Source organism: Roseateles flavus, from assembly GCF_039872765.1.
Taxonomy (GTDB): domain Bacteria; phylum Pseudomonadota; class Gammaproteobacteria; order Burkholderiales; family Burkholderiaceae_C; genus Roseateles_B; species Roseateles_B flavus.
On record NZ_JBDPZC010000002.1, the window covers coordinates 394,975 to 407,012 of the forward strand.

The following is a 12,038-nucleotide window of genomic DNA, read 5'->3' on the forward strand; positions in this document are numbered from 1 at the left end:
CCACGGGATCCAGTGGCAAGACCTGCCCCCATCGCCAGGGAGCCAGCGTCGTCGTGTCCACAGAACAGAGTCCGCGCGAACCGTCGTCCGCCAGGCGGCTGCACCTGGCCGTCCTCTTCAGCGACCTCAGCGATTCCAGCCTCCTGGCCTCCCAGCTGGAAGCCGAGGACTACCTGGAACTGCTGGCGCGCGTGCGCGACTGCTGCCGCAGCGCCGTCGAGCGTCATCAGGGCCTGGTCGTGCGTCTGCAGGGCGATGGCCTGCTGGCGGTCTTCGGCTACCCGCAAGGGGGCGAGGACACCGCGCGGCGCGCCACCGAAGCCGCCCTGGACCTGCATGCCGGCGTCACCCGGCTGCGCGCGGCCGAGAGCCTGCGCCAGCCTCCCCTGCAGATGCACAGCGGCGTCCATGCCGGCCTCACCCTGGTGATCGAGGGCGACTGCGAACGCGGCCGCCTGGACTTGCTCGGCGAGCCGCCCAATATCGCCGCCCGCCTGTGCGAGCAGGCCGAGGCCGGCGAGATCTGGGTCAGCCAGGCCGCCCTGGGGCCGGAGCTGCACCAGTTCGAGCACCGCCCCATGCAGCGCCTGCCCCTGCGCGGCCTGGCCGAGCCGCTGCCCGCGGTCTGCATCACGCGGCGCGGCCAGGTGCTGACGCGGCTGGCCGCCCGCGAGCGCCAGGGTGCCCTGCCCTTCATCGGTCGCGTTGACGAGCTCCAGGACCTGCGCCAGCTGCTGGCCCAGGCCGCGACGGGCCAGACGCGGACCGCCCTGGTCCACGGCTCGCCGGGCCTGGGCAAGACGCGGCTGTGCGAGGCCCTGATCGCCGAGGCCCGCCAGCAGGGCTGGCGCATCCACCGCGGCTATTGCGACGGCCACCTGCACGGCGAGCTCATGCAGCCCTGGATGCAGCTGCTGCGGGCCTGCTTCGGCCAGCCCGAGCTGAGTCCCCAGGACCAGCTGCCCACCGCCCCGGACCTCGCCGCCCTGCTGCAGGCTCTGCCCACGGAGCTGCAGGCCGACGCCGCCGAGTGGCTGGAGGCCCTGCGCCCCCAGGCCCACGCCACGGCCCATGCCCGTGCGGCCGCACGATCATGGCGCGACTGGCTGCCCCGCCTGCCCGCCCTGCTGCGGGCGCTGGGGCGGCAGCAGCCGCAGCTGGTTTTCCTGGATGACTGGCAGTGGGCGGACCAGGCCAGCCAACAGATCCTCGAGCGCCTGATGCGCCTGGGCGACTGGCCTCTGATGCTGCTGGTGACCAGCCGGGAAGCCGAACTCGGGCCCGTGCAGCACCGGGGCGAGTTCCAATCCTTCGCGCTGGGTCCGCTGTCGCTGGAGGACTGTCGCGGCGCCATCGCGCAGCTGCTGCCGGGGCTGGACCCCTTCCTGGTCGAGCGCATCCATGCCCAGGGCGGCGGCAATCCGCTCTACATCGAGGAGCTGTGCCATTGCGCCGCCCAGCTGCCCCGCAGCCAGCTGGCCCAGCGCCTGGAGGAGCCCCGGCCCGCCCAGGCGGCCTGGACGGCCCTGGAGCTGCCTTGGCTGCGCAGCCTGGTCGAGGCCCGGCTCGAACGCCTGCCTGCCGAGCCGCTGGCGCTGCTCAAGACGGCCGCGGTGATCGGCCCGCACCTGCCCCTGTGGCTGCTGCAGGGCCTGTGCAGCGAGGACACCACGGCCCCCATCGACACCGAGGCCGCCCTGGCCTGCCTGGCGCGCCACGACCTGCTCTACCCGGCGGAGACCCCGGGCCTGCTGCGCTTCAAGCACGGCATCACGCGCGAGGTCGTCTATCAGCTGGTCGGGGGCCCGCAGCGACGCGAGCTGCACCGCCGCATCGCCCGCAGCCTGGCGGCGGCCAAGGCCGCAGCCCCTGCGATGGAGGCCGCCAGCGGGCAGTCGTCCCTGGCCTACCACCTGGCCCAGGCGGGCGAATGGGCCGAAGCCGCCCACCAGGCCGAACGGGCCGGTGAACGCGCCGAGCAGGGGGCCGCGCCCGACCGTGCCCAGTACTTCTACCACCTGGCCCTGGACGCGCTGGAGCAGTGCCCGCCCAGCGCCGCGTGCTACGCCGCGCAGGTGCGCATCCTGCAGCGCCTGGGCCTGGCCTGTGTCTTCGATCCCACGCCCGAAGACCTGGCCTATTTCGAACGCGGCTGGACCCTGGCCCGGCGCTGCGACGACCACGCCACCATGGCGCTGACGGTCTACTGGCGCGGCTATGTGTCCTACGCGCTGGGCATGACCCAGCCCGCGGTGGCCCATCTGCGTGAAGCGCTGCTGGGCCTGGAGCAGCTCAGTGCCGCGCCCCCGCCCGACGGCAGCGCCGGCACCTGGCTCCCCCTGCTCGTGCAGGCCCAGGCCACGCTGGGCCAAGCCCTGGCAGCTGCCGGAGACTACGAGGCCGCACTGCACCTGATGGACAGCGCCATCGCCATCAAGCGCCAGCACCGCAGCGGCGCCCGCCCCGCCGTGGGCTCGGCCTACACCCTGGCCTGCAAGGCCGCCGTGCTGGGCGACTGGGGTACCTTCGACGAGGCCGCCGAGTGCTTCGCGGAGGCGCGCCAGGCCATCTACGGCGCGGGCCACGAAGTCGAGGGTTCGGTGCTGTGCCTGCTGGCCCTGGTGCAGCTGTGGCAGGGCCGCTGGGCCGAGGCGCAGCAGTCGGCCAGCCAGGCGCTGCAGATCGCCCAGCGGGTGCGCAACCTCTATGTCTTCGGCATGAGCCGGGCCCTGCTGAGCCGCGCGCAGTGGCGCCAGTGCGAGCCGGGCAGCACCGCGGCCCTGCGCGCACTGCAGGCCCTGGAAGACGCCCTGCAATGGCTGCAATCCCGCCGCAAGCGCCTGTTCGGCTCTCTGCTGCACGGCTGGCTGGCGGAGGCCTACGAGGCCCAGGGCCGCCCCGTCCAGCTGCGCCAGCAGGCCGCCCAGGCCCTGCGCCGCGCCCGCGAGGGGGACCTGCTCGGCGGCCCCACCGCCCTGCGCGCCCTGGCCCTGGCCGCGGCGCGCGGCTTCCTGCTCCACCCGCCCGGCCGCTACCTCGCCCTGGCCCAGGTCATGGCCAGGCGCCGCGGGTCGCTGCATGAGACCGCGCTCAATCGCCTGTGCCAGGCCGAGGTCCTGGCCCTGGAGGGCGACCGCGCGGGAGCCCTGGAACAGCTGGAGGCCGCCGAGCCACCGCTGCAGCGCCTGGGCATGACCTGGCACCTGGCGCTGCTGCAGCAGCTGCGCGCCCGCTGCCTCGGCAGCCCGGCCGGCATCGGGCCCGCGGACGCCGGCTGAGCCCGCTTACCCTCGCCTTGATGAAGGGCGCCACTCAGGCCGCGGGCTGCGCCAGCAGGCAGACGGCCTCCAGGCTCAAGGGCTGGCAATAGCCCAGCAGCCGGCCCTGCAGGTCCAGGCACAGGGCACCGCCGGCCATGGCGACGGGGCGGCCGTCATGCCACCAGACGCCTCCCCGCCGCTGCAGCAGGACCAGGCACAGCTGAGGGGGCCGGCCGGGATCGGCCCCCAGCAGCAGCACCGGCCCGGCCTGCGGCTGTCCGAGCAGGGCCGGGTCCGGCGGGGGCGCGGCAGGCCCGTCCTGCTGCAGCCGTGGCAGCGCCGGCCCCGCCTCACGGGAAGAAGGCCGGGGAGGCCGGAAACGGGCCTCGACGCGCGGCGGCTCGTCCGCCACATGCCGAGGCAGGGCCGCCAGCTGCCAGCGCACGGCGGGCGCGCTGCCCTCGTCCGAAGGGACGACGGTCTCGTCCAGCGGCAGCAGGTCTGAGCCGAGGTCCAGCACCAGGCTGCGTGGCGTCCAGGACGCGGGCGCCGCCCCGCCCTGCCACAGGCACAGCAGGCGGCGCACCCAGACCTCCAGGACCATCGTGGGAGCGAGCGCCGGCCTCAGTGCACCGGCACCGGGCAACAGCCCCTGCGCCGGCGAGTCCAGCCCCGTCCAGTGGCGCCAGCCGGGACTGCACTGCAGGCGCTCGCGGCTGTCCACGCACAGGCCCAGGTCCCGACCCAGCGTGTGCAGCTTCAGGTCGTGGGCCCGCAGGCTCAGCTGACGCAGCAGCCAGGGCAAGACCTGACCCCGCGCCTCCGCCAGATCGATCCAGGCCTCTGGCGAACTGCCGGGCGGCAGGTGACCCAGCCCCTCGGGCAGGCTGGCCGCCAGCTGACCCTCGGCCTCCAGCTCGCGCAAGACCTGACCCCACTGGCAGCGCTGGCGCCCGGTCAGGTCCAGCGTCCCCGGCCTCAGCCCCTGCCTGTGCCCCACCTTTGCCATGAATTGCACCACCCGCCCCCTCCCTGGCCTGCCCGGCCAGCCGCGGAATTCTAGGAAGCCGGGGGCGCCGTCAGAGCCGCCACCGTCCACCCTCTTGAGGATGTGCTTTCGACATTAGCTTTTGCATCAAGTCGGCCAATCCAAGGTGCCAACACGGCCGGCATGGTGTAGAACGTCAGCCAGCGCCCGACCACCCAAGGAGCCCTCCGTGAGCATGTACGCCGCCCGCAAGATTCTCGTCGCCCAAGGAGGCGGTCCGACCGCCGTGATCAACCAGTCCCTGGTCGGCGTGGTGCTGGAGGCGCGACGGCACCGGGGCATCGACCTGGTCTATGGCGCGCGCCACGGCGTGCGAGGCATCATCAACGAGGATTTCGTCGACCTCACCCAGGAGACCAGCCACAACCTGGAGCTCGTGGCCGGCACCCCGGCCTCGGCCCTGGGCTCCACCCGCGACAAGCCCGACCTCGCCTACTGCCAGCAGATCTTCGAGGTGCTGCGCGCGCATGGCATCGGCTACTTCTTCTACATCGGCGGCAATGACAGCTCGGACACCGTTCGCATCGTGGCCGAGGAGGCGCGCCAGGCGGGCTATCCGCTGCGCTGCATCCACATTCCCAAGACCATCGACAACGACCTGGTCGGCAACGACCACACGCCCGGCTTCCCTTCGGCCGCGCGCTTCGTGGCCCAGGCCTTCGCGGGAGCCAACCTGGACAACGCCGCCTTGCCCGGCGTCTACGTGGGCGTGGTGATGGGCCGCCATGCCGGCTTCCTGACCGCGGCCTCGGCCCTGGGCAAGAAGTTCGATGAAGACGGCCCCCACCTCATCTACCTGCCCGAGCGCGTCTTCGAGATCGACCGCTTCCTGGCCGACGTGAAGGCGGTCCACGAGCGCCATGGCCGCTGCGTGATCGCCGTCAGCGAGGGCATCCACGACGCCAGCGGCCAGCCCATCGCCGCGCGGCTGGCCAAGGACCTGGAGCACGATGCCCACGGCAATGTGCAGCTCTCCGGCACCGGCGCCCTGGCCGATCTGCTGTGCGAGGAGATCAAGACCCGCCTCAAGATCAAGCGCGTGCGCGGCGACACCTTCGGCTACCTGCAGCGCAGCTTCGTGGGCTGCGTGTCCGACGTCGACCAGCGCGAGGCCCGCGAAGTGGGCGAGAAGGCCGTGCAGTACGCCATGTGGGGCGATCGCGACGGCTCGGTGGCCATCCGCCGCAACGGCTACTACTCGGTGGACTACGAGCTCCTGCCCCTGGAGGCCGTGGCCGGCAAGACCCGGGTGATGGAGGACCACTTCATCAGCGAGAGCGGCACGGACGTCACCGACGCCTTCCGCCTCTACCTGCGCCCACTGCTGGGCTCGGGCATGCCGGACGCGTTCAGGCTGCGGCCCAATCCGGTGGCGAAGGTGCTGAAGCCCTGAGGGCGGCTACTTCCTCTTCAGGGCCCTTGCGCCAGCCCGAGAGCCGTCCCAAGTCGAACGGCCCTGCGGACACGCATAGGCTTGGCGCGACGCAGCCATGGGCGGCTGCGCAAAGGAACACGGCACCGACGCACCGGGTGACCCCGACAGGCCGAAGGCCCCATTCTCACGGCCGTCCAGGCGCTTCCGGGCTGGTGCGGTACGGCACCCAGCCTTCGCCTTCCTTGCCCGATGCGGTGGAGACCCGCTCGACAGCGTACTCGTCTCGCTCCTGCTCATCCGCCGGCTCCCACAGATCGCTCGCCAGCTCGAAGACCGCCTCCGGCACGACCATGGAAAACGTCGCACCCTGCTCCACATTGCGCCGCTGCACACGGGTCCGTCGCAGCTCGCGCGGCGCGTCCAGCTCATGCACCAGGAGTTCGAAGCCCAGGTCCAGCACCTGGCGGCAGAAGTCCATGCGCGGCTGACGCTGGATGAGGCCCAGCTCCAGGATGACGTCCGTCCCGGTGGCCAGCAGCGCCTGGCTGTGAGCCCAGATGAGTGCCAGCAGGCGGTCCTTGCGCTCCAGGTATCAGGGGATGAAGTCACCGGCCGGACGGTCCGGGCTGAACAGCCGGGCGAACCAGGCATCCAGCGCGATGTGCACGCCGCCGGTGCGGGCGGCAAGCGAGGCGGCAAAGGTGGACTTCCCTGCTCCCACAGGGCCTTCGACGAGATGCACCCTAGGCATGGGGCGGTCCTTCCGTGAAGTCTGGCGTTGTCATCGTCCAGCATAGCAAGACCTGACCCTCCTGCTGCCGGGGCTGCCGGCAGGCCATGGCCCGGCGGCAGGCCGCCCTGGGGTCTGGCCCCGAGCGTCGTAACCGCCCATGCCTCGAGGTGGGGCCCTCGCACAAGCGTGCTGAGCCGGGTGGCCTGCAGGGTCCGGGCGGCCCTGGGGCTGGTTAGCATCGCGTCGTCCTGCGGCTCCTTTGACTTCGCCATGCCCGTCCTGCCTCCGCGCCCCCGCCCTGCCATGCTGGCTCGCCCGCCTGCCCGCCTGCTGTCCATCGGGCTGGCCACCTTGCTGTCAGGCCTCCTCGGCCCCGCGCCGGCCCGGGCCGAGCAGGCCCCGCCCTGGCAGGCCTGGCCGGTGCGCAGCGCCACGGGCGATGCCCGCAGCGACGACGCCGCCGACTTCGCGCCCCTCACGGCCGGCCTCGCGGGCGTACGGGTGCTGGGGCTGGCGGAGCAGACGCATGGCGGGCACGAGGAGTTCGCCACCAAGCTGCGCCTGCTGCGCCATCTGCACGAGACCCAGGGCTTCGACGTGCTGCTGCTGGAAAGCGGCTTCTTCGACGTGGGGCAGCTGCAGCAGGACGTCCAGGCGGCCGCAAAGGCTCGGAGCAAGGCCTCCGCCGCACGGGCGTCGAGCTGGACCAGGGGCGCCCCCGGCAATGTCTTCTACATGTACTCCAAGAGCGTCGAGGGCCAGGCGCTGATGGCCTATCTCGACCAGCAGCAGGCGATGGGCCGGCCCCTGCTGGTGGCCGGCATCGACAGCCAGCACAGCGGCCTGCGCAGCCAGCAAGACCTGGCACGGGGGCTGCGTCGGGCGCTGCAGCGCGGCGTGGGCGGCGCGCGCGGCCGTGCCCTGGCGGAGGATGCCGGCTGGCAGGCCTATGCGCGGCAGCTGAACACCCTGTTCACGCTCTCGCGGCAGGCGCCCCCGGCGGCCGAGCGCCAGGCCTTCCTGGCCCGCTCGCAGGCGCTCCAGGACGCGCTGTGCGCCGTGAGGGAAGCGCGCGCGAAGCCAGGGGGGGCAGGCTGGTGGTGCCGCGTCATCCGCAGCATGGACGCGCAGGCCCGCAGCCTCTGGAGCAACGGCGCCGACTACCAGCGCGACCAGGCCATGGGCGACAACGCCATCTGGCTGATGGAGCAGCTCCATCCGGGCCGCAAGGCCGTGGTCTGGGGCCACACCGTGCACCTGGCGCGCGGCTTCCAGCGCGACCCCGGCCACCTGCAGGCCGGCGAGGTGATGCACCGGCAATGGGGGCCGGCCTACCAGGTGCTGCAGTTCAGCGCCGCAGGCGGCCGCTACCTGGACTACGTCAGCCTGCAGGAGGCTGAGGTGCCCGCGCAGCCGCCGCAGGCCCTGGAACAGCAGCTGGCGCGCGAGCATCCGGGCCAGGCTGTGCTGGTCAGGGCCTCGGCCCCGGTCACGCTGCCCCAGTTCGCCTACGAATACGGGCAGGGCGGCGTCGAAAACTCGCAGCAGCCAGGCCAGCTCGGCCGGCACTGGGACTGGCTGTGGCTGCTGCCCAGCATCAGCCCGGCGCGCATGGCGCCCTGAGCTTGCCCCTGGCGCTCAGGGCTGACGGCCTCCGCGGGACGGTGGCCCCGGCCTCAGCCCAGGAGGCGCCGGGCAATCAGGTCCTTCATGATCTCGTTGGTGCCGCCGTAGATCTTCTGCACGCGGGCATCGGCATAGAGCCGGGCGATCGGGTACTCGGCCATGTAGCCGTAGCCGCCGAAGAGCTGCAGGCACTCGTCCATCACCCGGCATTGCTGCTCGGTGGTCCACCACTTGGCCATGTAGGCGGCCTCGTCGTCCAGCGTGCCGTCCAGCAGGCGCTGCACGCAGTCGTTGACGAAGCTGCGAACCACATGGGCCAGCGTGGCGCACTCGGCGAGCTTGAAGCGGGTGTTCTGGAAGCTGGCGACGGACTGGCCGAAGGCCTGGCGCTGGGTGGTGTACTCGACGGTCAGCTCCACGGCGCGCTCGATGGTGGCCGCCGCCGGGACGGCCAGCAGCATGCGCTCATAGGGCAGCTGGCTCATCAGCTGGCGGAAGCCCTGCCCCTCGACGCCCCCCAGCAGCTGGTCCTGGGGCACGCGCACGCCCTGGAAGGACAGCTCCGCGGTGTCCGAGGCATGCTGGCCCAGCTTCTCCAGGCGCCGCCCCACGCTGAAGCCCGGCAGGTCCTCGGTCTCCAGCACGAGCAGAGAGACGCCGCGGCTGCCGGCCTCGCCGGTGCGCACGGCCACCACCAGCAGATTGGCCGTGAAACCGTTGGTGATGAAGGTCTTGGCGCCGTCAAGGACATAGCCGTCGCCCTCCTTGCGGGCGCGGGTGCGCAGGGCCTTGAGGTCGGAGCCGCAGCCCGGCTCGGTCATGGCGATGCCGGCCAGCAGCTCGCCGCTGGCCAGCCCTGGCAGCCAACGCGCCTTCTGCGCCGGCGTGCCGTAGTCCAGGATGTAGTGGGCGGCGATGGTGTGCACGGCCGTGTTGGCGGGCATCTCGGCGCGGGCCAGCTCGTCCTGCACGACCAGCTGGTAGGCCAGGCTGGCGCCTGCGCCGCCCCAGGCCTCGTCCAGCTCCGGCAGCAGGAAGCCCAGGGCGCCGAAGGGTCGCCAGACCTCGCGCGGGATGTAGCCCTGGCGCCGCCAGCCCTCCAGCTGGGGCGCCAGCTCGGCCGTGACGTAGCGGCGCACCTGCTCGCGGAAGGCCTCGATCTGCTCGTCCATCCAGGCATGCCGGTGCAAGCGGGGGAACAGGGACTGACTCATGGGGGAACTCCTGAAGACATGCGGCCCGCCGCAGCCGGCCGCCAATCCGGGCAAAAGGGTCGGTCTACAGCCGCTCGTAGAGCGTCACCACGCAGGCACCGCCCAGGCCGAGGTTGTGCTGCAGCGCCAGCCGCGCCTGCGGCACCTGGCGCGGGCCCGCCGTGCCCCGCAGCTGCTGGACCAGCTCGGTGCACTGCGCCAGGCCCGTGGCGCCCAGCGGGTGGCCCTTGCTGAGCAGGCCACCGGAAGGGTTGGTCACGACCTGGCCGCCGTAGCTGTTGTCGCCGTCGACCACGAAGCGCTCCGCGCCGCCCACCGGGCACAGGCCCAGGGCCTCGTAGCTGATCAGCTCGTTGTGCGCGAAGCAGTCATGGAGCTCCACCACATCCAGGTCCGCCGGCCCCACGCCGGCCGCCTCGTAGACCTGCTCGGCGGCGCGCCGGGCCATGCCGAAGCCGACCAGTTCGCGCATGTCGCGGGACTCGAAGGTCTCGGGGCCGTCGGTGCTCATGGCCTGGGCCCGGATCCGCACCGCCGCACGCAGGCCGTGGCGCGCGGCAAAGTCTTCCGAGCAGACCAGGGCGGCCGCGGCGCCGCAGGTCGGCGGGCAGGCCATCAGGCGGGTCATCACGCCGGGCCACATGACGGGTGCATTGAGCACCTCCTCCTCGCTGACCACCGTACGGAACAGGGCCAGGGGATTGTGGGCGGCGTGCCGGCTGGCCTTGGCCCGGATCTTGGCGAAGGTGCTCAGCCGGGTGCCGAACTGCTGCATGTGCGCCAGGCCGGCGCCGCCGAAGTAGCGCAGCGCCAGCGGAATCTCGGCATGACCGACCAGCTCGTCCGTCGTCTGGTCGAAGCGGTCGAAGGGGCTGGGGCGGTCCTTGAAGACCGAGCCCAGGGCACCGGGGCTCATCTGCTCGAAGCCCAGCGCCAGCACGCAGTCCGCCGCCCCGCTCTCCACCGCCTGGCGCGCCAGGAACAGCGCCGTCGAGCCGGTGGAGCAGTTGTTGTTCACGTTGACGATGGGGATGCCGCTCATGCCCACCTCGTACAGCGCGCGCTGGCCGGCCGTGCTGTCGGCATAGACATAGCCCACATAGGCCTGCTGCACCTGCGCATAGCCCAGGCCGGCATCAGCCAGGGCCAGGCGCGTGGCCTCCGCGGCCATCTGCGGATAGGGCGCGCTGGCGCCGGGCTTGGTGAAGGGGATCATGCCGACCCCGGCGACGAGTACCTTGCGATTCATGGCCCTTGCTCCTCTGCCTGCCACCCGACCGGCGCGCCCCTCGGCGCAGCCCCGGAGCCGGCGACCCCGCCATGCTAGGCAGGGCCGGTGCCCGCGGCGATGGCAAAAGACCGCGCCGTGATGTCATTTCACCTCGCGCACCCTGGGCAGGGCATCGCCACGCCGCGCCCCCACCCCGCGCTACAGTGGACGGCTGTGACATCCCGCCTGTCCCTCAAGCCGGCCCCGGCCCTGACCGTGGGCATCGAGTTCGCGCTGAACCTGCTGTCCGGCCTGCGCCGGCGCGGCATCGAGGGCAGCGAGCTGCTGCTGGAGGCCGGCATCCCGCCCGAGGCGCTGAGCCAGCCCGGCGCCCGCATCTCGACTCTGCAGCTGGCCACGCTGCTGCGCACCCTGATCGAGCGCCACGACGACGAGGTGCTGGGCATGATGTCCCGCCCCTCCAAGCGCGGCTCCTTTGCCCTGCAGGTGCGGGCCGGCATTGCCGGCGCGACGCTGGAGCAGGCCATCCGCCACATCGCCCATGTGTTCCGACTGCTGCATGACGACCTGAGCCTGGTCCTGGTCCACGAGGGGCCCGAGCTGGCGGGCGTGCAGCTGTGCTTCCACAACCCCGAGGTGGCCGCGAACCCCCACCTGCACGAGCTGGTGCTGCGGGTCTACTGGCGGCTGTTGGCCTGGCTGGTGGGCGGCCAGCTGCCGGCGGTCCGTTTCGACTTCGCCTATGCGCGGCCGGCCTATTCGGAGGGCTATGGCCCCATCTTCCCGGCCCCCTGGCGCTTCGAGCAGGCCCATAGCGCGATGTGGTTCCAGGCGGCACGCCTGAAGCTGCCCGTCTGCCGCGACGAGCAGGCCCTGCGGCGCTTCGTCGCCGATGCGCCGGTGCAGGTCATCCTGCCCCGGCGCGATGCGGGCATCAGCGGCCAGGTGCGCGCCCATCTGCAGCGGGCCCAGCCCCTCTGGCCGGACCTGGCGCGCTGCGCCGAGGCCCTGCACCTGTCACCCAGCACGCTGCAGCGCCGCCTGGCGGCCGAGGGCAGCAGCTTCCAGTCCCTCAAGGACCAGCTGCGGCGCGAGGTGGCCATCTACCGCCTGCACACCAGTGCCCTGCCGCTGGGCAAGCTGGCGCTGGAGCTGGGCTTCTCGGACACGGCGGCCTTCCAGCGCGCCTTCAAGCGCTGGACGGGCCTGGCGCCCGGCAGCTACCGGCGCGCAAAGTAGGCCCGGGTCAGCAAGACCTGACCCCTTGCTCAGCCGACCAGCCTGAGCGCCAGTGCGGGATGCGGCCCGGGCAGCGCCTGGCGCAGCAGGGCCTTGGCCTGGTCCATGCCGCTGTCCTTCGCGACCAGCGCCACCACCGCGTTCCCGGACTCCAGCTCGGCCATGGCCAGCGAACGGAAGCCCGGATTGGCGCCCCACTGCCACAGCGCCCGGCGGCCCGGTGTCTGCTCCAGGCCCCTGCCCAGGCCCCCGGACACGCCCGGCACCTCCGGAACCGCCACGGGCGAGGCCGTGACCAGCGCCAGCAGCTCG

Annotated in this window: 8 protein-coding genes and 1 pseudogene; 4 read left to right on the plus strand and 5 right to left on the minus strand. The window is 72.5% G+C overall.

Annotation, left to right across the window (positions count from 1 at the left end):
* Positions 1-53 precede the first annotated feature (53 nt).
* Complete coding sequence (locus ABDJ40_RS07465) at positions 54-3,278, plus strand: ATP-binding protein (RefSeq protein WP_347608253.1); 3,225 nt, start codon at positions 54-56, stop codon at positions 3,276-3,278.
* Positions 3,279-3,312: 34 nt separating this feature from the next.
* Here the strand turns inward: ABDJ40_RS07465 and ABDJ40_RS07470 are convergent, their stop codons facing one another.
* Positions 3,313-4,269, minus strand: coding sequence for a hypothetical protein (locus ABDJ40_RS07470; RefSeq protein ID WP_347608256.1), 957 nt, complete (start codon positions 4,267-4,269; stop codon positions 3,313-3,315).
* A 214-nt stretch (positions 4,270-4,483) separates the two neighbouring features.
* Here ABDJ40_RS07470 and ABDJ40_RS07475 point away from each other — a divergent pair, with 214 nt between their 5' ends.
* Positions 4,484-5,701 carry a 6-phosphofructokinase gene (locus ABDJ40_RS07475; protein WP_347608484.1) on the plus strand — a complete coding sequence of 406 codons (1,218 nt, stop codon included), beginning with the start codon at positions 4,484-4,486 and terminating at the stop codon, positions 5,699-5,701.
* A 166-nt stretch (positions 5,702-5,867) separates the two neighbouring features.
* Here ABDJ40_RS07475 and ABDJ40_RS07480 read toward each other — a convergent pair.
* A pseudogene (locus tag ABDJ40_RS07480) lies at positions 5,868-6,434 on the minus strand (P-loop nucleotide/nucleoside kinase family protein).
* 252 nt (positions 6,435-6,686) lie between these two features.
* On the opposite strand from ABDJ40_RS07480, the gene ABDJ40_RS07485 reads away from it, so the two are divergent.
* Positions 6,687-8,039: an erythromycin esterase family protein gene (locus ABDJ40_RS07485; protein WP_347608259.1), complete on the plus strand. Its 1,353-nt coding sequence runs from the start codon at positions 6,687-6,689 to the stop codon at positions 8,037-8,039.
* Between the two features lie 53 nt (positions 8,040-8,092).
* On the opposite strand, the gene ABDJ40_RS07490 is transcribed toward ABDJ40_RS07485, so the two are convergent.
* Both ABDJ40_RS07490 and ABDJ40_RS07495 read right to left on the minus strand, forming a co-directional pair.
* Positions 8,093-9,256: an acyl-CoA dehydrogenase family protein gene (locus tag ABDJ40_RS07490; protein WP_430765608.1), complete on the minus strand. Its 1,164-nt coding sequence runs from the start codon at positions 9,254-9,256 to the stop codon at positions 8,093-8,095.
* 64 nt (positions 9,257-9,320) lie between these two features.
* A complete protein-coding gene (locus tag ABDJ40_RS07495; protein WP_347608262.1) occupies positions 9,321-10,505 on the minus strand; it encodes a lipid-transfer protein in 1,185 nt (394 codons plus the stop codon).
* A gap of 195 nt (positions 10,506-10,700) precedes the next feature.
* Here ABDJ40_RS07495 and ABDJ40_RS07500 point away from each other — a divergent pair, with 195 nt between their 5' ends.
* Complete coding sequence (locus ABDJ40_RS07500; RefSeq protein WP_347608265.1) at positions 10,701-11,726, plus strand: AraC family transcriptional regulator; 1,026 nt, start codon at positions 10,701-10,703, stop codon at positions 11,724-11,726.
* A 29-nt stretch (positions 11,727-11,755) separates the two neighbouring features.
* On the opposite strand, the gene ABDJ40_RS07505 is transcribed toward ABDJ40_RS07500, so the two are convergent.
* Complete coding sequence (locus ABDJ40_RS07505; RefSeq protein WP_347608268.1) at positions 11,756-11,983, minus strand: hypothetical protein; 228 nt, start codon at positions 11,981-11,983, stop codon at positions 11,756-11,758.
* Between the last annotated feature and the right edge of the window lie 55 nt (positions 11,984-12,038).

What these genes read in the sequence shown, in the direction of transcription:
- ABDJ40_RS07495 (WP_347608262.1), bottom strand. Translation starts at nt 10,505, where the DNA reads ATGAATCGCAAGGTACTCGTCGCCGGGGTCGGCATGATCCCCTTCACC.
- ABDJ40_RS07485 (WP_347608259.1), top strand. Translation starts at nt 6,687, where the DNA reads ATGCCCGTCCTGCCTCCGCGCCCCCGCCCTGCCATGCTGGCTCGCCCG.
- ABDJ40_RS07490 (WP_430765608.1), bottom strand. Translation starts at nt 9,256, where the DNA reads ATGAGTCAGTCCCTGTTCCCCCGCTTGCACCGGCATGCCTGGATGGAC.
- ABDJ40_RS07470 (WP_347608256.1), bottom strand. Translation starts at nt 4,269, where the DNA reads ATGGCAAAGGTGGGGCACAGGCAGGGGCTGAGGCCGGGGACGCTGGAC.
- ABDJ40_RS07475 (WP_347608484.1), top strand. Translation starts at nt 4,484, where the DNA reads ATGTACGCCGCCCGCAAGATTCTCGTCGCCCAAGGAGGCGGTCCGACC.